Below are 24,388 nucleotides of genomic sequence, written 5' to 3'. Positions count from 1 at the left end.
GTTGCGGGGCAGGACGTTGATGACGATGCCGCGGCGCGCGCAAAGGATGTGCAGTGTTGAGGGAGCGTCGGTAGGGTGAGGAGCATGGCGTGCCCTGAATCAGACACTCAGGGGGCTTTCGGTCACACCGTCAGCCCCCCAGACCTCCTGAGTCCTTAACCCGCCGCCTGCGCCTGTGCGCTGAGCGGGCTCTTGGGCAGCTCCCTGGGCGCTGGCCGTGGTGACGAGACGTTTCCCCCTTTTCGTTCTCGTTCCTCGGAGCCCTCCATGCCCTTCGCCCTCTACCTGCTTGCCCTGGCTGTCTTTGCCATGGGCACATCTGAGTTCATGCTTGCTGGCCTCGTGCCAGACATCGCCGCCAGTGTCGGTGTCTCTGTCGGCACAGCTGGGTTACTCACCTCTGCCTTTGCGGTCGGGATGATTCTCGCTGCGCCCGCCATGGCAGCTCTCACCCGTCGGTGGCCCGCCCGGACCACCTTGCTCGGGTGCGTGGTCATCTTCGCTGCCTGTCACGTCGTCGCCGCCACTGCCGAGACCTTCTCCGTGCTGTTCGCAACTCGTGTGGTTGCTGCGGTTGCTAACGCCGGGTTCCTGGCCGTTGCACTCAGCACCGCGACCCGCCTCGTGGCCCCCAGCCGGAAGGGCCGCGCTCTTGCCATCCTCCTCTCGGGCACCACGATCGCCATGGTGGCCGGTGTTCCCGCGGGGGCTCTACTTGGCACGGCGCTGGGATGGCGGGCCACGTTCTGGGCGGTAGCCTTCCTGTGCGTTCCTGCTGCAATCGGCATCCTCACCGGGATCCGTCCACAGCCGAGAGACACGCAGGACGAAGCCAACGATGGCCTGTCTCTCGCCTTCGAGTTGGCGCAGCTCCGCGTGCCCCGTCTTTTCACGGCGATGCTGCTCGCTGCGCTGGTCAATGGCGGGACTTTCGCCGCGTTTACGTTCCTCGCGCCGGTCGTGACCGGGACAGCGGGTCTGGGCCAGGTGTGGGTACCGGTGGCTCTGGTGTTGTTCGGCATCGGGTCCTTCATGGGAGTCAGCATTGCCGGGCGACTGTCTGACCAGCACCCGCGAACGCTCCTCGTTGTGGCCGCGCCGCTCCTGCTAGTGGGGTGGCTGTTGCTCGCGGTGCTTGCTGGGCACTCAGTGCCGCTGCTCGTCCTGGTGTTCCTGCTGGGCATGCTGGCATTCGCTGTGGGAAGCACCATGATCGCTCGAGTGCTCTACGCAGCATCGGAAGCGCCCACCATGGGTGGTTCCTACGCGACTGCCGCTCTCAACATCGGGGCCGCTGCTGGTCCGGCGCTCGGAGCGGTAGCGCTCGAGAGCTCGAGCAACCTTGGTCCCGTGTGGGCAGCGACCGCGATGACCGCTCTCGCACTCCTCGTGATGCTGCCCACGCTGCGCATCATCGCCCCGCGGGTACGGAATGTGGAGGCTGCCAAGTGACGCACGCTAATGCTCCGTTGAGCCTTGAAGGTCGACGCCGGCTCGTGAATCGGTGCCTGACCCGGCCGATCGCGCACGTAGCTGCCGAGATGGGCATCTCACGCGCGTGCGCTTCGAAGTGGGTCAACCGGTGGAGACGCCATGGCGAAGCCGGGCTCCAAGACCGTGCTTCGACGCCCCACCACAGCAGTACCGCGACAGCCGCCTGTGTCATCCAACAGATCGAGGTCTGGCGGCGAGAGCACAAGTGGTCCGCCCAGCGCATTGCCTACGAGCTCGCCGAGCTGGACGTCAGGATCAACCGGCGTACCGTCAGCCGACACCTGAGCCGGCTCGGCCTTGGTCGACGCCGGTTCATCGACCCTGGCGGCGACACCAATCGCAAGCCAGGGAAGATCACCGCCCGCTGGCCCGGCCATATGGTGCACCTCGACGTGAAGAAGGTCGGCCGAATCCCTGACGGTGGCGGCTGGCGCATTCATGGGCGCAACAGCGACCAGGCTAGGACTGCGGGTCGCGCGAAGTCAGCTGGGGCGAAGCGGGGGTACACCTACCTGCACTCCGCCGTCGACGGATTCTCCCGACTCTCGTACACCGAGCCGCTGACCGACGAGAAGGGACCCACGGCGGCAGCGTTCCTCGCCCGAGCTAAGGCCTGGTTCGCCGCTCACGGGATCTCGCACATCCACCGCGTCATCACCGATAACGGTGCGTGCTACCGCTCGGCCGACTTCGCTCGAATCGTCGGCAACCGCACGCGACACCAGAAGACCAGGCCCTACACGCCCCGACACAACGGGAAGGTGGAGCGCTACCAGCGAATCCTGGCCGAGGAACTGCTATACGCCCGAGAGTTCGAGAGCGAAGAAGCCCGCGACACCGCGATCGGAATCTGGAATATCCACTACAACTACCACCGCCCCCATAGTGGAGCGGGCGGACATCCCCCAGCATCTCGGCTCCGTGCTGGCGTCACCAACGTCTGGCCCTCATACAACTAGTGATCCTCGCGGGGGACTGGTGAGGTCGAACGGCTGCAGTGAGCGCGTGCCCGATAGGGGATCCTCCACCGTGCATCACCCGGGCTCTCTATTCGACACATGTTTGTACAGGACTGTCATGTACGTAAGACCTGTACGGTGAAATGCACGGTGACGGTGCCTTAAGTGCAACACTGGGGTGATGCATGTCGGCTACGCGCGCGTGTCCACCCTTGAGCAGGACCTCACCGCCCAGCGGGAGGCGCTCGAGCGACTGGGGGTCGCGTCCAAGCACATCTATCTCGACCACGGGTTGACTGGAACGAACCGGGGCCGGCCGGGACTGCAGCAGGCCCTGGCCGCTACCCCGGGAGGGCGACACCCTGGTGGTCACCAAGCTCGACCGCCTCGCCCGCTCGCTGCCCGATGCCCCGGGACATCGCCGACGAGCTCACCACCAAGGCGGTGGCGCTCAGCATCGGCGGCAGCGTCTACGACCCCCACGACGCGGTGGGCCGGCTGCTATTCAACGTGCTCGGAATGGTGGCAGAGTTCGAGGCCGACCTCATCAGGATGCGGACCCGCGAGGGCATGGCCATCGCCAGATCCAAGGGCAAGCTCAAGGGCAAGCAGCCCAAACTCTCACCCTCCCAGCGCCGGCACCTGCTCACACTCCACGCGGCCGGCGAGCTCACCCAGGCCGAGCTCGCCGAGCTGTTCAAGGTCTCCCGCACCACCATTTACCGCGAGCTGCGCCGCGCCACAACCGTTTCCTGATCGCCCGTGCATCACTTCAGACTGATCGCAGGGACCCACCATGGAGCCATCACATTCACATGTCTCGGCTCGAGCCTTCCCGTGTGTCGTAATGCCGCGAGTCAGGCTACTTCCGGCCCAGATCATTGTGACGCGGCGTTATAACACGAACTGACCTGCGGCGGTCGTCTCCAGCGGCCGGCCCCCTGCTACGTGCCACAACCGACCGTTTGTGGTGCAGCGCGTATCGCGGCTCTTTTGCCACCGCTCGACACCTGACCCGAGAGGACGCGACGCAGATAGGGTCGCCTCTATGGTTACCTTCCCTCCCCATTTGCACGCTGGCGATCAGGTGCGGGTCGTCGCACCGGCACAGTCCCGAGCAATGGTGATGGAGTACGACCACTCACGGATCATTGAAGAACGCTTCGCAGAGATGGGGCTTCGCCTGAGCTACGGGCAGCACGTCGATGAGCGCGATGCCTTCGACTCCTCGGCCATCGACTCCCGCGTGGCCGACCTTCATAGTGCTTTCTCTGACGCGGACGTCCGAGCCATCCTGACCGTCATTGGTGGCTTCAACAGCAATGAGCTGCTCCCACACCTCGACTTCGACCTCATCGCCGCGAACCCCAAGATTCTCTGCGGCTACTCCGACATCACCGCGCTCCAGTGCGCGATCCTGGCTCGGACCGGCCTGGTGACTTACAGCGGTCCTCACTGGTCAAGCTTCGGCATGCGAGATCACTTCGCGCAGACTCAGCAGTGGTTCCGGCAAGCCTTACTCGAGAGTCCCCCGTTCGAGCTAGAGCCCTCCGAGGCATGGACTGATGACCTCTGGTTCGTCAATCAGGACGACCGGCAGCCCGAGGCGAACCACGGTTGGCAGCAGCTCCAAGAGGGCGCAGCCGTGGGTCGAGTCATCGGCACGAACCTCTGCACGCTCAACCTGTTGCAGGGCACGCCATATATGCCGTCCCTGGATGGCGCGCTCCTGGTCCTCGAGGAGGCCGCAGCCATCGATGCCAAGGAGTTCGCTCGCAACCTCACCTCGCTGTTGCAAATGCCCGATGCTGCTAGCGTCCAAGGACTCGTCATCGGCCGGTTCCAACGTCAATCAGCGATGACTCGCGACCTGCTTGCGGAGATAGTCGCCCGGCAGCCAGCTCTGGACGGAAAGCCTGTGGTAGCAGGTGCCGACATAGGGCACACCATGCCGCTCGCCACTCTCCCGATCGGCGGACAGGCTGAACTCACCGTTGGAACCGAGGTGCACTTCAGAATCCTCTAGCCCAACAGCCGGCCCCAATCGACCGTTTGTGGCGCGGCGTCGACTGCTACGGTTCGCGGCATGGACGTGACGCTGCGCCGCGCGCTGCCCTCGGATGAAACGGCCATGACGAGGGCCGTGTACGCGGCGTGGCGGTGGCACCAACCATGGGACGAGGCTGCCTACCAAGAGCACCGTCTTACAGCCGGCGCGGACTCCTACGTCGACGGCTTCGGGACCCGCGCTGGAGACACGGGCGTGGTAGCAACGAAAACAGCGGGCGTCTGCGGCGCGGCCTGGTTCCGATACTTCATCGGCGAGTCCGCTCGCGCCGGGTACGTGGCGGACACCGTCCCGGAGCTCGTTCTTGCCGTGGATGAGCGTGCTCGCGGACAGGGGCTCGGCAGCCGTCTCCTGGATCAGCTCCTCGACATCGCAACCGAGCAATCTATCCCTCAGATCAGCCTCCACGTGGATGCGGCCAACGTTCGCGCCGCCACCCTGTACGAGGCCAGAGGGTTCATCCCCATTCGCGAGACTCCGCGGGGGCGCGTGATGCTGTGGGGTCGCACCCGCGAAGAGCGAACCGCGCCAACCTGAACCGACCGTTTATGGTTCGCGCATGGGGGCGAGATTCGGCAAGCTGGCACGCGATGACGCCGCTAGCCCTAGAGAGGTCAACCCTGTGGATGAGCTTCACTGTCGCGGAGGTGCACTGGTCTGCATCGCCGCTCCGCCCGGCACGGGAAAGTCCACGGTTCTCCCCCATCTAATCGCGCGCGCTCGAGGCCAGGCCGTGGTGGCCGACATTGACGAGGTGCTTGAAGACGGCTCGCTGCTGGGCGTCCGGATCGCCGACCCGTCAGCGGCACCGATCTGGCCTGCGTACGACCGGCTCTGGGAGCGCATCGCTGGATTCGTCAAGCGAGCTGGGTTCGACATGGTTCTGTTCACCCAGGTACCAGACGGCCTCCCCGCACCAGAGTTTGGGACGCTCATCGGCTGGGAAGTCGACGACGTGACTAGGGCTGATCGACTCCGGAATCGAGGAGAGTCCGAGACCACGATTGCTAGCGCGCGTTCGGACGCCATAGCCCTTCGTGGCCTGTTGCCATCAACGAGGTTCATCCGCACGAGAGCGGATGAACCGCCGGAGAACTGCGCCGATGCACTGTGGGCAACCGTGCGGACACACCTGCGGCAATCGTGACTCGCCGCCCCACTGACGACCGTTTATGATTCAGCTGTCGAAGAGATGGCAGTGGTCAGAGAGGGGGCGGCGTGCCGACCTATGCGAGTGCGGAGAGGTTCCGGGCATCCACTGCGGGTATGCCCGAGGAGTTCTGGGGCACTAAGTGTCCCGGATGCGGGTCGACCTCGATACTGACTGCGATGCAACGACTGGAGACCGCAGGCCTGCGCCGCATCCGCTGGGGACTGTGCTTCCAGTGCGATCAGGCCGTTGTGGAGCAGTGGTCACTAGCGCACGATGGTTGGGAGATCTTCCCGGCCGCGGCCGCTATCGAGGATGTGCCGGGTTTACCCGAAGGAGTTCAGCGGACCTGGGACGAAGCGCGGCGCTCTCTCGCGGCGTCCGCCCCGATGGCTGCTGCTCATATGTTTCGCAAGACCTTGATGGTCGTTGCAGTGGACAAGGGGCTTGCAGGCAAGGATGAGAAGAACTGGAGCCCGACATTTGCAGCGTGCGTGAAGTACTTGCAGGACAACGGCTTCGTTCCTCCGGCTTGGCAAACGCAGCTGGAGCACGTGCGCGCGATTGGAAACGAAGCGGCGCATGAGGTCAGGCCGGTCGAGGCGCGCTTGGTTGAGATGCAGGGCTTGTTCGTGCGAGACCTGCTTGCCACGGTCTATGAGTCGGCACAACGGGCGCAGGAATTCTCGAGAATGACCGGGGAGATAGAGGCGCGAGACGGCACTCCGTGAGGCCGCGGCGCGGGGTGCTCTGGGTGGCGATGGGCCCTCGGGGTGCGCGCGTAGGCTGGCGCGCCCACTCCGAGGGAAAAGGCGAGTTGGAAGTTCGCGGACGCGGCCAACGTACGCGCAGTCAGCCTGTACGAGTCCAGAGGGTTCACCTCCTTCAGAGCGACTTCGCGCGGGCACACCACGGGGGGTGTACATCGTCAAGGATGGGCAGGTGCGCGCCATGGACCGCCACGGGGTGCCCATCGAGTAGCTGAGGCGCCGCCCAGCGCGCTCTGAGCGAGCTTGAGGCCACATTGATAGGCTCCGAGGGTGGAGTCTCCGGCGTCAGGGAGTACCAAAACAATGCAGCAATCCCGGCTGCGAGTGCCACGCGATGGAGGGTGAAGCATTGAACATTATTGTCTCGGACTCAGTATCGGACGCTAGCCCCGACAGTTTCGTATTATCACATTCTGACTGGAATGACTGGTGGGAGTTCGAAACTCAGTACTTTGTTGAATACGTTCCATGGAATGGCGTTCCGATCGAACTGGGATCCATAAAGATCGGATGGGCAGGCGAGAATGACGGGAAAATTCCAGGCATCCCGGAAAGTTTCAACGGCCTTTCTGAAAGATTCTTTTCACTAGGACAGGACGAGTCCTACTATACAAGCGTAATGAACCTGCCGAACGCTGTCGGCATGGCGTTTCTACGTGCCATTAACGATGTTGTCGTACGCACAGATCTATATGCACGACACAAGGAAACGAAAGTCATGACCAAATCTCTCATGAGGTTCGTTTCCGAAGCATCGATAGTAGGGCAGTATCTTCGCATTGTTTCCGGAAAAAGCAAACTGGCAAAGTTCAACGCCCACTATGTTGAGCGAGTGACACAAACTCAGACGGAAGAGGTTTCGCTTCCTTTCCTAGTTTCTCCCAATGCCGTCCCACCGTCAAACATTCACGTCCTGATCGGGAGAAACGGCAGCGGAAAGACACGACTCTTAAGGCGCATGGCTCAAAGCCTCATTGAAGATGAACCATGGGCTGATCATGTCTTCGAGATCGAGGGAGGCACTTCGGCGAGATCTGCTTTCTCCGGCGTGGGCTTCGTGTCCTTTAGTGCATTCGATAGGTATACCCCGCTTCGAGCAACAAATCCCGGCTTCAACGTGTTCGAGGTCGGACTGAAGAAAAAGGTCAGGGTTCGCAGCCCTGAAGGCAAGATTAAATCGACGATTACGATCAAGAATTACAGAGATATCGAAAAGGATATGGGCCAAGCATTGAACGTATGCTTGTCCCGATCTGTGGATCGTTGGGAGCGGGCCGTCGAAACCCTCGAATCGGACCCCCAGTTTCGGGAACTCGACGTGACGCGTCTTCTCGACGATTTGACGAATGACGGACTGAGCGAGGAAGCGGGCCAACTATTCGGCCAGATGAGCTCTGGGCATCAGATCGTTCTGCTCACGATAACGCAGCTGGTTGCCCGACTCGAGGAGCGCACACTAGTCTTGATGGATGAGCCTGAGGGGCATCTACACCCGCCACTTCTAGCTTCACTGATTCGTGCAATGTCAACGGTTCTGGGCGAGGTTAACGCATTCGCTATTGTAGCTACGCATTCGCCAGTTCTTCTGCAAGAGGTGCCGTCTGCATGTGTGAACTACGTACGGCGAACGCAAGAGGGCCTCCGGGTATCGAAACCAACTATTGAGACGTTTGGTGAGAACGTAGGCGTGCTCACTCGCGAAGTATTCGGTCTTGAAGTCGCCGGATCAGGTTTCTATCGCCTCCTTTCTGAGCTACTGATGGAGGATGACTTTAGCGCCGAAGCCGTTCTGGAGAGATTTGGAAACTCGCTTGGCAGCGAAGCCCTGGCGATTGTTCTTGCGTCGATGCGGACTCCCCAAGCAGATTCTATGCCCACTTCGGGGAACTAGAATGCTCGCGCTTCCCACGCCTCCTTTTAGCGTATCCGATATCCTCAACAAAGTTCGCGATACGGGAACTCTTGACACGCGCGAGCGCATAACGTCCGCGACGGAAGGGCTGATTGGAGCAGAAGCGGAGTACCGAGAGCAAGCCAATAGAGGCTCTATCCATCTATTGCCTGCAAGCAATAGCGCCTCTCTTGGTGGGGCTACCGAGACGGATATTGTTTCTATGTACGAGAATAGACTCGTCAGGCCTCGCGGGAGGGCTCACTGCTTCTATGAGGAAATTCTTTATGTGGGCGACGGCACGTGCTCTTTATGTGGAGCATCCGGGGCCACGGAGGTAGACCACTATTTACCCAAGGAGCAACTTGGGTGGTTGGCGATCGTTCCGTTAAACATGATTCCTGCCTGCTCGGAATGCAATGGCTACAAGGGGACGCGTCTTCCCTCAAGCAGGAATGACTCGTTCATCCACCCCTATTTTGACGATTTTAGGACGACGCAATGGCTAGCCGCCGAAGTACGCGAGGACGATCCCTTGCCTCGATATTTTGTACAATCCTACAGCGGCGCAGGGGAGTCTGACATTCCGAGACTAAAGGCGCAGTTCGCCGCGCTGCGCCTCGGCTTTCTGTATGCGAGACTCGCGGGAGGAGCGCTCACAGAGTACCGCGGCAACCTAATCAGGAATCTTTCAGGTGGATCCCGGTTCAACGCGCGGCGACTTTGGCTCGAATTTGGGGCGAAGGGCCTGGAGCGCGACTACGGGATCAACCATTGGCGAGCAGTTGCGCTGCGTGCGTGGGCAGCAAGCGATTGGTTCATTGAAGAGGGTTACGCGACAGAAATGAACTCCAACTGGGTTTTACAGCTTGCTCGCCGAGGTAAAGTGTCCTAAAGCTGCGCTCTGGCGGGGCGCCCGACTTACGTCGCCCCCGGCGCGACTCATGCGAACATTAATGCGAACAATCGGAACCGCGTTTCTGCTCTAAACTGCGGGTGCGGTTTTTCCACCACCTACCCCTCGCTATTGCACCGAAGACTGTTCCGTTTTCGAGCCAGTTGTGCGTCTGCTCCGCGAATCAGTTCGAGATACGTGCCATCGCGACACGCCTAAGGTTTGCGATCGCGGCGAAGATCGAAGTATGAGCGTTGGATATACGCCTCAAGTTCTGAGTACTCGATGCGCCATTGTCCTCTTCCTCCTACGCGTATGGCACGTAGCTCCCCGGAGCGAACGAGTGAGTACGCCTGTGTACTGCTGATTGAGAGCACTTCCTTCACGTCGTTAAGGGTCATGAACCGACGATCGAGCACACTGGTCCGCTGAAACATCTGATGGACTCCTTCGGTGATGTTGGCCTATGCGACCAGGCTGATCCCGTCAACGACTGAACGCGCTTCGGTGGTGTCGAGGCCTACGTAGATCGCTGTGGTCTCCGGCTTCGAGTGGCCCATGAGCGTCTGGACCAGAAGAAGGTCCCGAGAGCTCCTGTACGCCTCCGTGGCGAATCGGTGGCGCAGAGTGTGAGCACTCCAGCTACCTGGGAGTGCCTCGTTGACGAGCTCACCGACTCGGACAGGCTGCAGGTGCGTGTCGGCGTACCGGCCCTTGGATGGAAAGAGCCAGGGGATCTCGGGCGAGACCTGGTCGAACTGGCGCGCCACGGCAGCTGCGGCAGCTGATGTGAGCGGGACCGTTCGTTCACGTCGACCTTTTCCATGCACGATGAGGGACGTGCCGGCCCGCTCGTCGATGACATCTGCGCGAGCGACAACCGCGATCTCCGCGCGTCTCAGGCCCGCTTCGGCGGCTAGGGTCATCATCGCTTGGACTCTGGTGTCGGAGGCGAACAGCGCCTTGCGGATGATCGGGTCCGGGCACGGCCGGGGAAGGGGCTTGGGCGACCGGGCCGGTGGGATCAGGGCGAGTGGGTCGGCGATGATCCGTCCGGTGCGGTGGAGCCAGGTCGTCCAGATGCGCAGGGAGGTGCGCGCACTTCGACGTGTCGCGGCCTTCCAACGCGGATTCGCTAGGTAGGCAACGAGCCATTCCAGGTCGAGCGGATCCGTCTCGGCAGGCACTCCGTTGAGGTAGCGCCGGACGTGATACTCGCGGAGTCGAACAGTCGTCTCGGACCGTTCTGAGGCGCGAAGCCAAGCTGTCCAGAGAGGCAGCTGTGCGATGACGTCCATGCTCCCCACGGTGCTCCACGGTCCAACCTCGTATCCAGGGGCGAGGCAGCATTGGGGATAACTGGGGTGTGTGGAGGGGAGGAGCTGCGGGGGCGGCGCTACGACGTCGGCTCCGCTGAGTAGCTCATCCAATAGTCACCCAACCATGGTGCGCCGACCTCGGGTTTCGCCGAAGTCGACCTCGATCACAGCGCCGGCTTCCCGTCCCTCGAGACTCTTAATCAGCGGGTCCGGGGTTCGAATCCCTGATGGCGCACCGACAGAAGCCCCACCGGTCACCCGGTGGGGCTTCTTCGTGTCCGCAGGGACCCCCGGCGACACGGGGACCAGCCGCGATCCTCTAGACTCGAACTCCCAGGAACAACTGTGTGCGAGGACCGTTCGCGTCGCTCGCCGGAGGAGGTCAGCGTGCGGATCGCGGTCACCGGTGCCACAGGAGTGCTCGGCCAGGAAGCCGTGGAGGCGCTGGTCGGTGCCGGGCACGAGGTCACCGGTATCACGCGACGTGATTCCGGGGTGCCGATCGTCGAGGGCCGCGGTGGCAGCGCCGTCGTCGCGGACGTGTTCGATCCCCGAGACCTCGCCCGCGCCTTCCGCGGCCATGAGATCGTCATCAACGCCCTCGCCCATGTGCCGGTGGGGATGTCGGGGCTGCGTCCGCTGGCCTGGCGCGAGGACGACCGGCTCCATCTCGAGGCCTCGGTCGCGATCGCGCAGGCTGCGGCGGACGCCGGTGCGCGCAAGCTGATCCAGGAATCCACGATCTTCCTCTACCCGGACAACGGGACCGAGTGGATCAGCGAGGACCTCCCCCTCAGCGTGCGCAATCAGGCGTTCCGCCCCCGCGTGCGGGAGATGCGGGCCGCCGTGGACTTCGCGACCTCGGGACGCAGCGCCGTGGTGCTGCGCCTGGGGCAGCTCTTCGGCCGTGACCAGCACACCACCCACGCGCTCAAGGCCACCCGCGACGGCGATCCGATCCTGCTGGGCAAGCCGGACCACTACGTCACCCTCCTGCACCACTCCGATGCCGGGCGCGCCTTCGTGGCCGCGCTGCGCGCGAGCAGCGGGTTCTACAACGTCGGCGGGGAGCCGATCACCAAGAAGCGCTGGGCGAAGGACCTGTCCACCGAGGCCGAGGCCCAGGCGCCCGCGAAGTTCTACCCGGAGATCACCCAGGCGATCGTCGGCACCCGGCTGGACGTGCAGCGCCGCTCCCTGCGGGTCTCCTCGGTGCGGTTCATGTCCGAGACCGGCTGGCGGCCGACGGTCGGACCGTCCACGCCGGGCTGGTCCCGACGCTGAGACGGAGCGAGCCGCGCACCCCCTCTCCGCCTCTCAGCGCGGCAGCCGCATCCCCAGGCTGGGCGCGGAGTCGACGAATCCCAGCGCACGGTAGAGGTTCTGCCCCGGAGGGTCCGCCATCAGCGTGATGTACGGATGCGGCGGCGCCGCCGCATCGATCCGGGCGATGAGGTCCTCCATCACCGCTCGCCCCAGACCGCGCCGCTGATGGGCGGGAGCCGTGGCGACGTCGGCGAGATGGAAGTACCAGGTGCCGTCCCCGAGAACGCGCCCCATCGCGGCCAGCGCGCCGCCCTCGGTGCGGAGGCATGTCCACGCCCAGCTCGCGGTGAGGGCGCCCACCGCCTGCTCCGGGGTGCGCGGACTGAGCCCGGACTCCCGCCGCAGTCGGAGGTACTCCTCGCTGGCAGGTGGCTCGTGGAGCATCCGGTACCCGGCCGGCAGGGGCGCGGAGGGACGAGGTGCGTGCGAAGACATGAGCCGATCCTGTCATCCTCGGAGTCCGCCGCGGCCGGGAGCCGCAGGTCCTCGGGTGCCGCGGGGGGTCTCGAGCCGCTGGACGCCTTGAGCCCGTGGGCCTCGGGTGCCGCGGGCTGTGACGGAGAGGAGATACTGCCAGCATGAGCACCGCGCCGACGCCCCCGCCCCGGACCGCCCGCTGCCCCTGCGGCAGTGGGGACACCTTCGGCGACTGCTGCGGACCGGTGCTGTCCCAGGAGCGCCGGGCCGGCACCGCGCAGGCGCTGATGCGCTCGCGCTATACAGCCTTCGCCACGGGTGATCTGGAGCATCTGCTGCGCTCCTGGCACCCGCGCACCCGGCCGGATCGTGCCGATCTCGCGGCGTCGCTCGACGAGAACGTGCGGTGGCTGCGTCTGGAGATCCACGAGGCCTCGACGGGCGGCCCCTTCGACGACGCCGGCACCGTGGAGTTCACCGCGATCTCCCGCGGCCCGCAGGGCCGGCAGGTGCAGCGCGAGCGCTCCCGTTTCCTGAGGGAGGCGGGAGCGTGGCTGTACGTGGACGGAGAGGTGGGCACGGGCGCGATCTGACCGGCACCGTGCCGCTCAGCACCGCCCGACCCGGCACCCTCCGACCCGGCACCTTCCGACCCGGCACCGGGCGGCCAGCTCGGAGCAACGGCCGCACCACGCAGGACGCCCCGGGCTCTCGAAGAGCCCGGGGCGTCAGCAGAGGTCGGGTCCGGACCGATCGGTCCGCGCGACAGGTCGGAGGGGTCAGCCGCCGAGGGAAGCGACCTTCTTCTCGGCCCGCTTCGCGGCCTCCTGGAGGACCGCGCCGAGCTCCGAGGCCTGCTTCTCAGCCTCCTTGGAGCGGGGCAGCGAGGACTTCTTCACGGACGTGGCGGCCCGCTTCGCGGAGCGCTCGGTGCTGCGCCGCGCGTCCTTCATGGCCGCGGCGACCTTCTCGCCGCGGGTGGGCTCGCGCCGGGAGAGGGCCACCGCCGCAGCGATGCCCGCTCCGATCACGACCACGCCGATGACGCCGCCTGCGATCGCCATGGGGAGCGTCGCAGGGGTCTTCCCGTCATCGGCTGCGGAAAAACCCTTCACCGAACCGACGAGCTCGTTCTTCCAGCGGGTCGCCGCGTTCTTCGGGTTCACGCGGTCGATGAGCTCATCGATGTCCGACGCGAGGTTGTCCTGTCGGCGATAGGCCTCATCGCGCATGTCGTCCAGGCTCTTCTTCTTGGCCACCATTGCCTCCGGGGGTCGTCAGGCTGTGCTGCTGCTGATCGTATCGTGGTCCGTCGCCGTGAGTGGCGTCACCGCTGGGTGCGGGAGAGGAAGTCGTCGGCTCCGCCGACCAGCTCGATGTGACCGGTCTCGACCTCGGCGCTCGCCATCTTCGCGATCTCGGCGGCGAACTCCTCGACGGAGTAGAGCTTCCCGGCGGCCTCGCGGCGCTCCTCGAGGGCGCCGGGACGTGCCCGGTTCAGCAGGGTCGCGGTGACGGTGCCCTCGATCATGTCGGCGGAGACCACCACGAAGGAGACACCGGCCTCGGACATCTCCGGCAGACGCTCGGTGAGCGCGGTCTCCCCCGCGCGCTTGGAACGGGCGACCTGCTCGTACTCGGGCATGGTCTCGACATCATCGATGAAGTGCGCCTGGTGACTGGTCACGAAGACCACCCGGCCACCCTCGGGGAGATGCTCGAGCCCGGCGGTCAGAGCCGCGGACTGGGCATCGCGGTTCAGCCGCATCGCGTAGTCCTCACCGAGATCCGTCTCCATCCCGCCGGAGGCGTTCAGGACCAGCAGGTCCAGGCCGCCGAAGGTGTCCACGGCCGTCTGCATCAGCGTGCGCAGGCCCTCGGCCTCGGTGAGATCCGCGCCGACGGCGACAGCCTTCCCGCCGGCGGCTTCGATCTCGGCGACCACCTTGTGGGCGCGCGGCGCCTTCTGTCGGTAGTTGATGACGACGTTCGCACCATCGGCGGCGAGCAGCTTCGCGGTGGCCGCACCGACTCCTCGGGACGAACCGGTGACGACGGCGGTCTTGCCTGCGAGGGCGCTCATGAAGGACTCCTGGGGGGTCGTGGAAGTGATGGTTCGATGTCGGGCGAGGGAGGTCGAGGACGCGCCGGCGGCGCCTCCGCGGGGATCCCGACCGATCGACCACCCGAGCCTACCGGAGCACAGCCGACGGGCCGTTAGGCTTGACGCGCGCGCGAGTGGCGGAATTGGCAGACGCGCTGGATTTAGGTTCCAGTGCCCCAGGGCGTGAGGGTTCGAGTCCCTTCTCGCGCACGCATCCCTCTGGTTGTGGCCTGCGGCGGCGCGGGCACCCAGACGTCCTGTGCCGGGTGAGGGAAGGGACGAGCATCGGGTCCCGCTGGGCACATATCAGGGGTTTCCCACGACGTGGGGCTACGGTCCGGAGGTGAACCCGAAAATGACCCATCGCGCATCGTTGCTCCTGCGGGAGCTTCGCGAGGACTTCCCGATCGACGCCGACCGCATCCACCGGGACCTGTGTCGCATGAGTCCGGACGATCCGTTCCTCGAGCGTCGCGTGCGTTCACGCCTGATGCTCGGCCGCGTCACCGCGAAGGTGCCCCACGATGGGCTCGTGCAGGAGATCCTGACGATGGTGGAGAAGGGCGATTTCGGTGCGACAGCTCCTCGACCCACCCCCGCTTTACCTGCACAGGCCGCGAGAGGGCTCTGGCGGCGGGCGATTCCGGCCAAGGAGTGATCCGGAGCGCTCCCGCCCATCTCTCCGTGCCATCCACGCCCACGGGCCACGGTCCCGTCGGCGGCACATGAGCCGTACCGACCTCCGCCGCCAGCTCGGCATCCCCGAACAGTCCGGCCCACGCGCCCGAGGTGCGGAAGCAGGTGACGCCGGCCGCCGGGCCTTCGCGCTGCTCCCACCCGGGTCCGCGGTGGAACGCGATGCTCCGTGCCAGGTCCGCGACGCCGAGGGTGACGATGCAGAAGTGCGGTGGGACGCCGGTGCCGTCCCTCCTGCCGCACCGTCTACGCTGGTGGTCGTCGCGTGAGCGGCCGCTCCGGCCCTCTTCACGCGCGCACCACAGCAGCCACGAGGTCCCAGACCACGTTCGGCCCGACGACGAGGAGCTCCACGATGACCCTGTTCGGCCTCGTCCGCCATGGACAGACGGACTACAACCTGCGCGACCTCTTCCAGGGGTCCTCGGACATCCCGCTGAACGAGACAGGGATAGCCCAGGCCCATGCCGCCTTCGACCAGCTGCCGGCGAGGGACTGGGACGTGGTGGTCTCCTCCCCGCTGCAGCGGGCGGAGCAGACGGCCCGGATCATCGGGGAGGATCACGGCATCCCCTTCGGCGGGACCGATCCGCGCCTGCAGGAGATCCACTGGGGCGACGCCGAGGGCCGTCCGGTCGCCGAGATGCAGCAGCGGTACCCGGGGCGCACCTTCCCCGGCATCGAGGACGCCCAGCAGGTCGCCGATCGCGGCTACGACGCCCTGGAGACGCTCGAGGAGCGCTACCGCGATCAGGCCGTGCTGGTGGTCGCCCACGGGACCCTGATCCGCTTCCTGCTGTCGGGGATCATGGAGCAGGGGCTGCCCTCGATCCCGAACGCCACCCTGTCCCTCATCGAGCTCGAAGGGACCACCTGGTCTGTCTCGATGATCGCCGGGCAGCCGGTGGACCACCAGGTCCGAGTCGTCTCCCGCGAGCAGAACCCCCGCTTCCACGTCCAGAAGGGCGATCTCACCCCGCTGAACCTGCGCGGCGCGCAGGGAACCACCGCCGATGCCGAGGAGGCCGCTCGATGACCAGCCGTACCGCCGTGGACTCCGAGGGCTCCTGGTTCGAGCCCGACCAGGTCGACGAGCTGCGCCGTCGACTGCCGATCCCCTACGTCGACATCGTGCCGGTGCGCACCGACGTCGACGGCTCCGTGGTGGAGGTCGGACTGCTGCTGCGCGCCTCCGGCGCCGGACGGATCGTGCGGGCCATCGTCTCCGGGCGGGTGCTGGTGCACGAGACCGTGCGCGAGGCGATCGCCCGTCACATCGAGAAGGACCTGGGTCCGATGGCGATGCCGCGCATCCCCGTCTCCCCCGTGCCCTTCACGGTCGCCGAGTACTTCCCCACCCCGGGCGTCTCCCCCTTCCACGATCCGCGGCAGCATGCGATCTCCCTCGCCTACGTGGTGCCGATCGACGGGGAGACCGCCCCGCAGGAGGACGCGCTGGAGCTGACCTGGTACGGGATCGACGAGCTGCTGGCGGAGTCCTCCCCGCTCGAGGAGATGGACGGGGGCCGCGACCTGCTGGTGCGTCGTGCCCTCGCCCACGTCGGCGCAGTCTGAGGCACGTCGACTGCGCTGACGACCCGTCCCGGCCGTGGGCTCTCAGCCCACGAACGGTGCCACGTGCGTCGCGAGCGCCCGGAACGCCTTCCCGCGATGCGAGATCGCGTCCTTCTCCGCCGGCGTGAGCTCCGCTGCGGAGCGGGTCTCCCCCTCGGGCAGGAACAGCGGGTCGTAGCCGAAGCCTCCCTCGCCATGGCGTTCCCGCAGGAGCGCACCGACCATCTCGCCGCGTTCGACGGTCTCGGTGCCGTCGGGCGCGACCAGCGCGGCGGCGCACACGAAGCGAGCGGTGCGGTGCGCGTCGGGGACGTCGCCGAGCTGGGCGAGCAGCAGGTCGTTGTTCGCCTCGTCGTCCCCGTGCCGACCGCTCCAACGCGCGGAGAAGATCCCCGGCGCCCCGCCGAGCACGTCGACGGCGAGGCCTGAGTCGTCGGCGACGGCGAGCAACCCGGTGGCGGCCGCGGCGGAGCGGGCCTTGAGCAGGGCGTTGCCCTCGAAGGTGACCGCATCCTCGACCACGTCGGGCAGGGCGATGCCGGCTGAGGAGATGATCTGCTCCGGCGCGAGGCCCGGCACCGCGGCGCCGAGTATGCGCTGCAGCTCGGCGAGCTTCTTGGCGTTGTGGGAGGCGAGGATCACTCGCGCTCCGGCGGGGACTGCGACCTGCCCGCCGCTCATCGCTGCTCGGCCAGGACGTCCCGCTGGAACTGCGCGAGCTGCGCGCAGCCGTCGGTGGCGAGATCCAGCAGCGACCCCAGCTCGGCACGGTCGAAGGGGGCGCCCTCTGCCGTGCCCTGCACCTCCACGAAGGAGCCGGAGCCGGTGACCACGACGTTCATGTCGGTCTCGGCGTTCACGTCCTCGCGGTACTCGAGATCCAGCAGCGGCCTTCCGTCCACGATGCCGACGCTGATGGCGCTGACGGAGTCGGTGAGGACCTGCTTCGCGGCGGAGAGCGAGGTGTGCTGCTTGCCCCAGGTGATCGCATCGGCCAGCGCCACATAGGCGCCGGTGATCGCCGCGGTGCGGGTGCCGCCGTCGGCCTGCAGCACATCGCAGTCCAGCTGGATCGTGTTCTCGCCCAGCGCATCCAGATCGATGATCGCGCGCAGCGAGCGGCCGATGAGGCGGGAGATCTCGTGGGTGCGGCCCCCGATCCTGCCCTTGACGCTCTCGCGCGCGGAGCGCGAGTTCGTCGCGCGGGGCAGCATCGCGTACTCGGCGGTGACCCAGCCGGAGCCGGAGCCCTGCTTCCAGCGCGGCACGCCGGAGGTGAACGAGGCGGCGCACAGGACGCGGGTGCGGCCGAACTCGATGAGAGCGCTGCCCTCGGCCTGATCGAGCCAGCCGCGGGTGATGCGCACCTCGCGCAGCTGGTCCGGGGTGCGTCCATCGACGCGGTCGTCGGTCGGGGTGGTGTTCTGGGTGCTCATGGAGCAGGTTCTCCTCGTGTCGCTCAGGCGTTCCGCTCGAGGATAGCCGTCGCGAGGAGCCGGTCGCGGACCGGCCTCGCGCTCAGGCGGACGCGGCGGCGCGGCTGGTGTCGTAGACCGCGAACGGCACGGCGAGCTCGAGCGGACCGGAGTAGACGCTGCGGGCCTCGGCGAGCGGGACCGCAGGATCCGTCCAGGCGGCGATGTGGGTGAGCACCACACGGCCGGCGTTCGCGGCCACCGCCGCCTGGCCTGCGCGCAGTCCTGTCAGATGCACGCCCGAGAAGCGGTCGTCGCGACCCTCGATGTACCCGGCCTCGCACAGGAACAGGTCAGCGCCCGCGGCCAGCTCGTCCAGGGCCTCGCAGGCATCGGTGTCCCCCGAGTACGCGAGCACGTCGTCGCCTGCGGAGATCCGGAAGCCGTAGGCCTCCACCGGATGCTCCACCCGGCGCACCTCGATGTCGAGGGGACCGATCGAGAACTGCTGGCGGTCGCTGAGCGGGTGATGCGCGAAGGGCACGCAGTCCACGCCGTCGGGGACGTCCCCGTCGCGCCCGAGCACCGCGGAGATCCGCTGCGGGAGCGGCTCCGGGGCGTGGATGGGCAGCTGGGGCAGATCATCCCGCTCGTGATAGGCCCAGAAGACCTCGAGACCGGTGAGATCCAGGTAGTGGTCGGGATGCAGGTGGGAGATGATCACCGCATCCAGCTCCGCGGGATCGATGACGCTCTGCAGAGGGCCGAAGGCGCCGGAGCCCAGGTCCATCAGCACCCGCCAGGTGCGCCCGTCGGAATCCACCTGCTCGATGAGGTAGCTCGAGGCCGCCCCACCGGGACCGGCGAAGCTGCCGCTGCAGCCGATGACGTGGACCCTCATGCCGACACCACCGGCAGGCTGCCCGTCATGTCGAAGGTCGGACCCAGGAAGCGGCGGGAGAGGCGGGCGAAGTTCGCGCTGCCCTCCCCCTCGGCGGTCTGGGCGAAGACGTGGCGGGGAGCGCGCTCCGTCTCGCGCAGCTGATCGCCGGCGCTCAGCTGCCGGAAGACGTCCAGGGCGGTCTCCTCCGCGGAGGAGACCAGGGTGACGTCCGGTCCCATCACGTAGCTGATCGGGCCGGCGAGCATCGGATAGTGGGTGCAGCCGAGCACCAGGGTGTCCACCCCGGCCTCTCGCACCGGCGCGAGGTACTCCTCCGCGACCTCCACCACGTCCTTGCCGCTGATCACTCCGTTCTCGACGAACTCGACGAACCGCGGGCAGGCCTGGGTCGTGAGCGTCAGGTCGGGCGCTGCGGCGAAGGCGTCCTCATACGCACGGGAGGTGACGGTGCCCTCCGTCGCGATCACGCCGACGCGACGGTTGCGGGTGGCGGCGACGGCGCGGCGCACTGCCGGCTGGATGACTTCGACCACGGGGACGTCGTAGCGCTCCCGAGCATCGCGCAGCACGGCGGCGGAGGCGGTGTTACAGGCGATCACCAGCATCTTCACGCCGTGGCCCACCAGATTGTCCATGATGTCCAGGGTCAGGGAACGCACCTCGGCGATCGCCCGCGGTCCGTAGGGACCGTGCGCGGTGTCGCCGATGTAGACCAGCTCCTCCTGAGGCAGCTGGTCGAGCACGGCGCGGGCGACGGTCAGTCCACCCACCCCGGAGTCGAAGATCCCGATCGGCGCGTTGTTCATCCGTGCAAGGCTAATCTCGACAGCCGTCCACCGCAGTGATGGCACGCTCACTGCGTGCGGTCTCACAGTTCTCGCAACGACGCCTCGCACGGCGGCACCGCCCGACGCGGATCCGCCGGCGCGGCGCGAGGGCCGCTAGTCGAGGGCGCGCAGCAGGCTCTCCTGCAGCCAGGACAGCAGCTCGTAGACCGCGATGACGATGTCGGAACCGACGTGCTCGTCATCACCCGAGGACTCGGCGCCCTCGACCCGCTCCCCGATCTGCTGGAGCATCCGCACGGTGTCGAAGTCGCCGTCCCGCTTCAGGCCCAGCCGATCCGCGAGCACGATCCGCACGTCGTTGAGGGCGCGCAGCATCGCCATCGACTCGGCGTCATCCAGCACCACTTCGCTGTGCCCGGACCCGGTGCGATCCAGGATCGTCATCACCAGGCGCAGGTCGGCGAGCTTCCCCTCGGCCAGATCCTGCTGGCCCAGACGGCGGTACTCGGCCGCCAGCGAAGGATCCTCCGAGGCGGCGGGGAACAGGCGCCGCACGGCGGAGTCCGAGGGCTCGCGCGCGTCCCGCCCGGCGAACTCGGCCTCGAGCCGGCGCAGCGGATCCTCGCTCTGCGCCGCGCGGCGCAGGGCATCGCCGTCGGCATCGATCCCCAGATCAGCACGGATCAGATCCGCGGTCTCCTGGGCGACCTGGGCGATGATCGCCTTCTCCTCGCCGTCGAGCCGGCAGGCCAGGGTGTCGTCCGCGCGGCGGCGGAAGGCGTGCGCCATCAGTCCTCTCCTGCTCGTTCGAGAGTGGCCTGCAGACCGAAGGAGTGCATGGCCTGCACATCGGTCTCCGCCCGCTCCCGGGAGCCTCGCGAGACGACCGCCCGGCCGTCCTCGTGCACCTGCATCATCAGCTGCTCGGCCACCACGCGGGAGTACCCGAAGTAGCGGCGGAAGACGAAGACGACGTAGCTCATGAGGTTCACGGGATCGTTCCAGACGACCGTGCACCAGGCGCCCTCCGCCTCCAGCGTCGCCTGCGCACTGCCGGAGGGGTCGCTGTGCGACTGGGTCCCCGGGTCCGCCCGAGGCAGCTCCACCGGCATGCACATCCTCCTGAGTCCTGCCGCGCACCCTGGGATCGGGTGACGGCGGGGACGAGTCTACGGGGCGCGCCCTCTCACCTGCCGCCTCGCCACGCACTACCGTGGACACCGTGACTTCTGCCCTGCTCACCGACCTCTACGAGCTGACGATGCTGGAGGCCGCCCGTGAGGCCGGCACCGCCTCGCGGCGCTGCGTCTTCGAGGTGTTCACGCGCTCCCTGCCCGAGGGCCGTCGCTACGGCGCGCTCGCAGGCACCGGCCGCGTGCTGGACGCGATCGCGGACTTCCGCTTCGACGACGCCGACCTGCGCTACCTGCGCCGGGCCGGGGTGCTGAAGGAGGAGACCCTCGCGCACCTGGCGGAGTACCGCTTCACCGGGGACGTGCACGGCTACGAGGAGGGGGAGCTGTACTTCCCCGGCTCCCCCGTGCTGCGCATCGAGGGCACCTTCGAGAACGCGGTGCTGCTGGAGACCGTGGTGCTCTCGATCCTGAACCACGACAGCGGCGTCGCCTCGGCCGGCTCGCGGATGATCACCGCCGCCCGCGGCCGGCCCTGCATCGAGATGGGTGGCCGGCGCGTCAACGAGGGCGCCGCGATCGCCGCGGCCCGCGCGGCCCGGATCGTCGGCTTCGCCTCCACCTCGAACCTCGCCGCGGGCGCTCACTACCGGGTCCCGGTCGCCGGCACCGCCGCCCACGCCTTCACCCTGCTGTTCGACACCGAGGAGGAGGCCTTCCGCGCGCAGCTCGCCTCCCAGGGCGCGGGGACAACCGTGCTGGTGGACACCTACGACGTGGAGACCGCGGTGCGCACCGCCGTGGAGCTGGCCGGGCCCGAGCTGGGCGCCGTCCGTCTGGACTCCGGGGACCTCGAGGAACAGGCCTCGCAGGTGCGCGAGCTGCTGGACTCGCTGGGGGCGCACCGCACCCGGATCACCGCGACCGGCGACCTGGACGAGCACCGGGTCGAAGAGCTGAAGGATGCGCCTCTGGACGGGTACGGCATCGGCACCCGGCTGGTCACCGGCGGCGGCCATCCCGCCCCCGGCTTCGTCTACAAGCTGGTCGAGCGGGAGGGCGCCGACGGGAAGATGCACCCAGTCGGCAAGCGGTCGACCGACAAGGCCACCCTCGGCGCGGGCAAGGCCGCCTACCGGATGCTGGTGGGCGACCGGGCGCACGCCGAGCTGGTGCTGCCCGGCGAGGAGGAGGTCGCCGAGTTCGAGCGCGAGCTGATCACCGAGCTCACCTCCGGCGCGGCGCACCCGGACTGGAAGCGCACCTCGCTGCGTCCGCTGCAGCAGCCCATGATCCTCGGCGGCGAGCCGGTCGAGACGCCGCGGGCCCCGGCGCGGGTGGAGACGGCGCGGGCGCGCCATGCCGCCTCCGTCCAGGAGCTGGGGCTGAGCGCCGACGAGGGTCCCGACGGTCCGGTCGCCGTCCCGACCATCACCGACGGGGCCGAGGCGGCGCGACTGCTGGGCTGAGCAGGACCCGCCCGGCACGGGGCTCAGCGTCGGCTCGGCTCAGCGGCCACCAGGGCTCAGCGGCTACCAGCCCTCAGCGGCGGCCGACGAACCAGCCGCGGACGATCCCGATCCGCTCCTGGATCTGCTCGGCGCTGGCCTGGGCGACGGCCGGTCCGCCGCTGCGGCTGCGCAGGGTGTTGTGGACCGAGCCGTGCGGGGTGCCGGACTTCTTGGACCAGGCGGAGACCAGGGTGCTGAGCTCCTTGCGCAGCTCCATCAGCTGCCGGTGATCGACGACCCCGGGGGTGACGGGCTTGTCCGCGGTCCCGCTCTTCTGCCGTCGGGCCTGCTGCTGGGCCTGCTGCTGCTGGAGCACGGTGCGCATCTGGTCGGCGTCCAGCAGGCCCGGTATGCCCAGGAACTCCTGCTCGTCCTCGGAGCCGATCGTGCCGCCGGCCCCGTACTCGCCGCCGTCGAAGAGCACGCGGTCGAAGGAGGCCTCGGACTCGAGGGCCTCGAAGCTCATCTCCAGCTCGTCGGAGGTCTTCTCCGGGCGGTTGGCCTGCTCGATGAGGCTCTCGTCGAGTCCCGTCTCCTCGTCGCCCGTCTTCGGCCGGCGATCCAGCACGTGGTCGCGCTCGGCTTCCATCTCGGCGGCGTGGCCCATCAGGATCGGGACGGTGGGCAGGAAGACGCTCGCGGTCTCGCCACGGGTCCGTGAGCGCACGAAGCGGCCCACGGCCTGGGCGAAGAACATCGGGGTCGAGGTCGAGGTGGCGTAGACGCCCACGGCCAGGCGCGGCACGTCCACTCCCTCGGAGACCATGCGCACCGCGACCATCCAGCGGTCGTCGGACTCCGAGAAGGCCTCGATCCGCTTGCCGGCGCCGACATCATCCGAGAGGACCACGGTGGGCTCCTCGCCGCAGATGTCCTTCAGGGTCGCCGCGTAGGAACGGGCGGCCTTCTGATCGGTGGCGATGACCAGGCCGCCGGCGTCGGGAACGTGTCGGCGCACCTCGGTGAGCCGGCGGTCCGCCGCGGAGAGCACGGACTGGATCCACTCGCCCTTGGGGTCCAGCGCGGTGCGCCAGGCCTGCTGGGTGATGTCCTTGGTCTCGAGTGCGCCCAGCTGTGCGGAGACCTCGTCGCCGGTCTTGGTGCGCCAGTGCATGCGCCCGGAGTAGGTCATGAACAGCACCGGGCGCACCACGTGGTCGCGCAGCGCCTCCCCGTAGCCGTAGGTGTAGTCCGCCTTCGAGCGCAGGAAGCCCTCGCCGTCCTCCTCGTAGATGACGAAGGGGATCTGGGAGTCGTCCGAGCGGAAGGGGGTGCCGGTCAGGGCGAGGCGCCGGGTGGCCGGGTCGAAGGCATCGCGCACCCCGTCGCCCCAGGTCCGTGCGTCACCGGCGTGGTGGATCTCGTCGAGGATCACCAGGGTGCGATCCGCCTCGGTGCGGGCGCGGTGCAGCGCCGGGTGCATGCCGATCTGCGCGTAGGTGACCGCGACGCCCTGGTAGTGGGAGCCGTGGCTGCCCTGGGCGTTGGAGAAGTTCGGATCCAGGGAGATGCCGACGCGGGCGGCTGCATCGGCCCACTGGGTCTTCAGATGCTCTGTCGGGGCGACCACCGTGATGCGGCGGACGGTGCCCTCGGAGAGCAGCCCCGCCGCGATCTGCAGGGCGAAGGTGGTCTTGCCGGCGCCGGGGGTCGCCACGGCCAGGAAGTCCTTGGGAGCCCGGTCGCGGTACAGCTCGAGGGCCTCGGCCTGCCAGGCGCGGAGCTTGGAGACGGTGCCCCAGGCGGCGCGCTCGGGGTACGCGACGGGAAGCGATCGTGCGGCGGCCTCGGAGGGCTGGCGGGGATCGCTGGCGGAGAAGAGGGAGGGGGTCGTGTTCACAGCGAGAACCACCGTACCGCCGAGGGGTGACGACCCGCCGACAGGACCGATGTGAGGAAGTCGCCGCGCGTCGGACCGCTCACCGCCGCCCCTCCCACCGGCGGGCGCGGAGCGTAACGTGCCGCACCGTTCA

26 protein-coding genes, 1 tRNA gene and 1 pseudogene are annotated in these 24,388 nt (G+C 67.2%); 16 read left to right on the top strand and 12 right to left on the bottom strand.

The genetic code is table 11. From position 1 onward, the window contains the following. The first annotated feature begins 267 nt into the window (after positions 1-267). The 9 genes and pseudogenes from VF289_RS18075 to VF289_RS18035 all read left to right on the top strand — a co-directional run bounded on the left by VF289_RS18075 (position 268) and on the right by VF289_RS18035 (position 9,227). The gene (locus VF289_RS18075) at positions 268-1,452 is read left to right on the top strand and encodes a Cmx/CmrA family chloramphenicol efflux MFS transporter (RefSeq protein ID WP_330885611.1); all 1,185 of its coding nucleotides are present in this window, start codon (positions 268-270) and stop codon (positions 1,450-1,452) included. Then, positions 1,449-2,453, top strand: a complete 1,005-nt coding sequence (locus VF289_RS18070; protein ID WP_158496666.1) for an IS481 family transposase — start codon at positions 1,449-1,451, stop codon at positions 2,451-2,453. The genes VF289_RS18075 and VF289_RS18070 overlap by 4 nt, the downstream gene beginning before the upstream one ends. Positions 2,454-2,634: 181 nt before the next feature. Next, positions 2,635-3,209, top strand: a pseudogene (locus VF289_RS18065) (recombinase family protein). A gap of 292 nt (positions 3,210-3,501) precedes the next feature. Then, positions 3,502-4,479: a S66 peptidase family protein gene (locus VF289_RS18060; RefSeq protein ID WP_330885607.1), complete on the top strand. Its 978-nt coding sequence runs from the start codon at positions 3,502-3,504 to the stop codon at positions 4,477-4,479. A 60-nt stretch (positions 4,480-4,539) separates the two neighbouring features. Beyond that, positions 4,540-5,058: an N-acetyltransferase gene (locus VF289_RS18055; protein ID WP_330885605.1), complete on the top strand. Its 519-nt coding sequence runs from the start codon at positions 4,540-4,542 to the stop codon at positions 5,056-5,058. A 22-nt stretch (positions 5,059-5,080) separates the two neighbouring features. Next, entirely contained in the window at positions 5,081-5,668 is a 588-nt protein-coding gene (locus VF289_RS18050) for a hypothetical protein (RefSeq protein WP_330885603.1), read from the top strand. A gap of 182 nt (positions 5,669-5,850) precedes the next feature. Beyond that, the gene (locus VF289_RS18045; RefSeq protein WP_330885601.1) at positions 5,851-6,402 is read left to right on the top strand and encodes a DUF4145 domain-containing protein; all 552 of its coding nucleotides are present in this window, start codon (positions 5,851-5,853) and stop codon (positions 6,400-6,402) included. 388 nt (positions 6,403-6,790) lie between these two features. Further along, complete coding sequence (locus VF289_RS18040) at positions 6,791-8,332, top strand: AAA family ATPase (RefSeq protein ID WP_330885599.1); 1,542 nt, start codon at positions 6,791-6,793, stop codon at positions 8,330-8,332. 373 nt (positions 8,333-8,705) lie between these two features. Next, the gene (locus VF289_RS18035) at positions 8,706-9,227 is read left to right on the top strand and encodes a hypothetical protein (protein WP_330885597.1); all 522 of its coding nucleotides are present in this window, start codon (positions 8,706-8,708) and stop codon (positions 9,225-9,227) included. 215 nt (positions 9,228-9,442) lie between these two features. Here VF289_RS18035 and VF289_RS18030 read toward each other — a convergent pair whose 3' ends face one another. Together VF289_RS18030 and VF289_RS18025 are read right to left on the bottom strand one after the other, a co-directional pair. Further along, on the bottom strand, positions 9,443-9,664 hold the full coding sequence (locus tag VF289_RS18030) for a helix-turn-helix domain-containing protein (protein WP_330885595.1): 222 nt from the start codon (positions 9,662-9,664) through the stop codon (positions 9,443-9,445). A 27-nt stretch (positions 9,665-9,691) separates the two neighbouring features. After that, complete coding sequence (locus tag VF289_RS18025) at positions 9,692-10,525, bottom strand: tyrosine-type recombinase/integrase (RefSeq protein ID WP_330885593.1); 834 nt, start codon at positions 10,523-10,525, stop codon at positions 9,692-9,694. 408 nt (positions 10,526-10,933) lie between these two features. On the opposite strand from VF289_RS18025, the gene VF289_RS18020 reads away from it, so the two are divergent. Then, positions 10,934-11,830 carry an NAD(P)-dependent oxidoreductase gene (locus tag VF289_RS18020; protein ID WP_330885591.1) on the top strand — a complete coding sequence of 299 codons (897 nt, stop codon included), beginning with the start codon at positions 10,934-10,936 and terminating at the stop codon, positions 11,828-11,830. Positions 11,831-11,863: 33 nt separating this feature from the next. Here VF289_RS18020 and VF289_RS18015 read toward each other — a convergent pair whose 3' ends face one another. Next, positions 11,864-12,307 carry a GNAT family N-acetyltransferase gene (locus VF289_RS18015; protein ID WP_330885589.1) on the bottom strand — a complete coding sequence of 148 codons (444 nt, stop codon included), beginning with the start codon at positions 12,305-12,307 and terminating at the stop codon, positions 11,864-11,866. Between the two features lie 143 nt (positions 12,308-12,450). Here VF289_RS18015 and VF289_RS18010 point away from each other — a divergent pair, with 143 nt between their 5' ends. Next, positions 12,451-12,882, top strand: coding sequence for a YchJ family protein (locus VF289_RS18010; protein ID WP_330885587.1), 432 nt, complete (start codon positions 12,451-12,453; stop codon positions 12,880-12,882). Between the two features lie 186 nt (positions 12,883-13,068). Here VF289_RS18010 and VF289_RS18005 read toward each other — a convergent pair whose 3' ends face one another. Beyond that, entirely contained in the window at positions 13,069-13,551 is a 483-nt protein-coding gene (locus tag VF289_RS18005) for a hypothetical protein (RefSeq protein ID WP_330885585.1), read from the bottom strand. A gap of 65 nt (positions 13,552-13,616) precedes the next feature. Further along, positions 13,617-14,372, bottom strand: coding sequence for an SDR family oxidoreductase (locus tag VF289_RS18000; protein WP_330885583.1), 756 nt, complete (start codon positions 14,370-14,372; stop codon positions 13,617-13,619). Positions 14,373-14,521: 149 nt separating this feature from the next. Between VF289_RS18000 and VF289_RS17995 the strand changes: the two genes are divergently transcribed. From VF289_RS17995 to VF289_RS17980, 4 genes are all read left to right on the top strand, one after another. Further along, positions 14,522-14,603: transfer RNA gene (locus VF289_RS17995), tRNA-Leu, on the top strand. 133 nt (positions 14,604-14,736) lie between these two features. After that, positions 14,737-15,051, top strand: a complete 315-nt coding sequence (locus VF289_RS17990; protein ID WP_330885581.1) for a hypothetical protein — start codon at positions 14,737-14,739, stop codon at positions 15,049-15,051. Positions 15,052-15,444: 393 nt separating this feature from the next. Beyond that, entirely contained in the window at positions 15,445-16,125 is a 681-nt protein-coding gene (locus VF289_RS17985) for a histidine phosphatase family protein (protein WP_330885579.1), read from the top strand. Further along, positions 16,122-16,664: an NUDIX hydrolase family protein gene (locus VF289_RS17980; RefSeq protein WP_330885577.1), complete on the top strand. Its 543-nt coding sequence runs from the start codon at positions 16,122-16,124 to the stop codon at positions 16,662-16,664. The genes VF289_RS17985 and VF289_RS17980 overlap by 4 nt, the downstream gene beginning before the upstream one ends. Positions 16,665-16,706: 42 nt before the next feature. Here the strand turns inward: VF289_RS17980 and rdgB are convergent, their stop codons facing one another. The 6 genes from rdgB to clpS all read right to left on the bottom strand — a co-directional run bounded on the left by rdgB (position 16,707) and on the right by clpS (position 20,883). Then, a complete protein-coding gene (gene rdgB / locus VF289_RS17975) occupies positions 16,707-17,345 on the bottom strand; it encodes an RdgB/HAM1 family non-canonical purine NTP pyrophosphatase (protein ID WP_330885575.1) in 639 nt (212 codons plus the stop codon). Next, complete coding sequence (gene rph, locus VF289_RS17970) at positions 17,342-18,100, bottom strand: ribonuclease PH (protein WP_330885573.1); 759 nt, start codon at positions 18,098-18,100, stop codon at positions 17,342-17,344. Before rph ends, rdgB begins: the two co-directional genes overlap by 4 nt. A gap of 82 nt (positions 18,101-18,182) precedes the next feature. Further along, a complete protein-coding gene (locus tag VF289_RS17965) occupies positions 18,183-18,980 on the bottom strand; it encodes an MBL fold metallo-hydrolase (RefSeq protein WP_330885571.1) in 798 nt (265 codons plus the stop codon). Beyond that, entirely contained in the window at positions 18,977-19,789 is an 813-nt protein-coding gene (murI, locus tag VF289_RS17960) for a glutamate racemase (protein WP_330885569.1), read from the bottom strand. The genes VF289_RS17965 and murI overlap by 4 nt, the downstream gene beginning before the upstream one ends. A gap of 135 nt (positions 19,790-19,924) precedes the next feature. Further along, positions 19,925-20,560, bottom strand: a complete 636-nt coding sequence (locus VF289_RS17955) for a DUF2017 domain-containing protein (protein WP_330885567.1) — start codon at positions 20,558-20,560, stop codon at positions 19,925-19,927. Continuing rightward, positions 20,560-20,883 (bottom strand): ATP-dependent Clp protease adapter ClpS, encoded by a 324-nt coding sequence (gene clpS / locus VF289_RS17950; protein ID WP_330885565.1) that lies wholly within the window; start codon positions 20,881-20,883, stop codon positions 20,560-20,562. Before clpS ends, VF289_RS17955 begins: the two co-directional genes overlap by 1 nt. 101 nt (positions 20,884-20,984) lie before the next feature. On the opposite strand from clpS, the gene VF289_RS17945 reads away from it, so the two are divergent. Beyond that, complete coding sequence (locus VF289_RS17945; RefSeq protein ID WP_330885563.1) at positions 20,985-22,373, top strand: nicotinate phosphoribosyltransferase; 1,389 nt, start codon at positions 20,985-20,987, stop codon at positions 22,371-22,373. Positions 22,374-22,446: 73 nt separating this feature from the next. Here VF289_RS17945 and VF289_RS17940 read toward each other — a convergent pair whose 3' ends face one another. Beyond that, positions 22,447-24,255, bottom strand: a complete 1,809-nt coding sequence (locus VF289_RS17940) for a DEAD/DEAH box helicase (protein WP_330885562.1) — start codon at positions 24,253-24,255, stop codon at positions 22,447-22,449. Positions 24,256-24,388 lie beyond the last annotated feature (133 nt).

Source organism: Brachybacterium sp. (assembly GCF_036379615.1).
Taxonomy (GTDB): Bacteria; Actinomycetota; Actinomycetes; order Actinomycetales; family Dermabacteraceae; genus Brachybacterium.
The sequence above is the reverse complement of the archived record's forward strand: the minus strand, read 5'-3'. Positions and strand labels throughout refer to the sequence as shown.

Excerpts from the sequence above, each read along its gene's own strand:
- VF289_RS18075 (WP_330885611.1), top strand. The coding sequence starts at position 268 with ATGCCCTTCGCCCTCTACCTGCTTGCCCTGGCTGTCTTTGCCATGGGC.
- VF289_RS18025 (WP_330885593.1), bottom strand. The coding sequence starts at position 10,525 with ATGGACGTCATCGCACAGCTGCCTCTCTGGACAGCTTGGCTTCGCGCC.
- clpS (WP_330885565.1), bottom strand. The coding sequence starts at position 20,883 with ATGCCGGTGGAGCTGCCTCGGGCGGACCCGGGGACCCAGTCGCACAGC.
- VF289_RS18015 (WP_330885589.1), bottom strand. The coding sequence starts at position 12,307 with ATGTCTTCGCACGCACCTCGTCCCTCCGCGCCCCTGCCGGCCGGGTAC.
- rdgB (WP_330885575.1), bottom strand. The coding sequence starts at position 17,345 with ATGAGCGGCGGGCAGGTCGCAGTCCCCGCCGGAGCGCGAGTGATCCTC.
- murI (WP_330885569.1), bottom strand. The coding sequence starts at position 19,789 with ATGAACAACGCGCCGATCGGGATCTTCGACTCCGGGGTGGGTGGACTG.
- VF289_RS18010 (WP_330885587.1), top strand. The coding sequence starts at position 12,451 with ATGAGCACCGCGCCGACGCCCCCGCCCCGGACCGCCCGCTGCCCCTGC.
- VF289_RS18050 (WP_330885603.1), top strand. The coding sequence starts at position 5,081 with ATGGGGGCGAGATTCGGCAAGCTGGCACGCGATGACGCCGCTAGCCCT.
- VF289_RS17985 (WP_330885579.1), top strand. The coding sequence starts at position 15,445 with ATGACCCTGTTCGGCCTCGTCCGCCATGGACAGACGGACTACAACCTG.
- VF289_RS18055 (WP_330885605.1), top strand. The coding sequence starts at position 4,540 with ATGGACGTGACGCTGCGCCGCGCGCTGCCCTCGGATGAAACGGCCATG.
- VF289_RS17965 (WP_330885571.1), bottom strand. The coding sequence starts at position 18,980 with ATGAGGGTCCACGTCATCGGCTGCAGCGGCAGCTTCGCCGGTCCCGGT.
- VF289_RS17980 (WP_330885577.1), top strand. The coding sequence starts at position 16,122 with ATGACCAGCCGTACCGCCGTGGACTCCGAGGGCTCCTGGTTCGAGCCC.
- VF289_RS18000 (WP_330885583.1), bottom strand. The coding sequence starts at position 14,372 with ATGAGCGCCCTCGCAGGCAAGACCGCCGTCGTCACCGGTTCGTCCCGA.
- VF289_RS18030 (WP_330885595.1), bottom strand. The coding sequence starts at position 9,664 with ATGTTTCAGCGGACCAGTGTGCTCGATCGTCGGTTCATGACCCTTAAC.
- VF289_RS18005 (WP_330885585.1), bottom strand. The coding sequence starts at position 13,551 with ATGGTGGCCAAGAAGAAGAGCCTGGACGACATGCGCGATGAGGCCTAT.
- rph (WP_330885573.1), bottom strand. The coding sequence starts at position 18,100 with ATGAGCACCCAGAACACCACCCCGACCGACGACCGCGTCGATGGACGC.
- VF289_RS17955 (WP_330885567.1), bottom strand. The coding sequence starts at position 20,560 with ATGGCGCACGCCTTCCGCCGCCGCGCGGACGACACCCTGGCCTGCCGG.
- VF289_RS18060 (WP_330885607.1), top strand. The coding sequence starts at position 3,502 with ATGGTTACCTTCCCTCCCCATTTGCACGCTGGCGATCAGGTGCGGGTC.
- VF289_RS18045 (WP_330885601.1), top strand. The coding sequence starts at position 5,851 with ATGCAACGACTGGAGACCGCAGGCCTGCGCCGCATCCGCTGGGGACTG.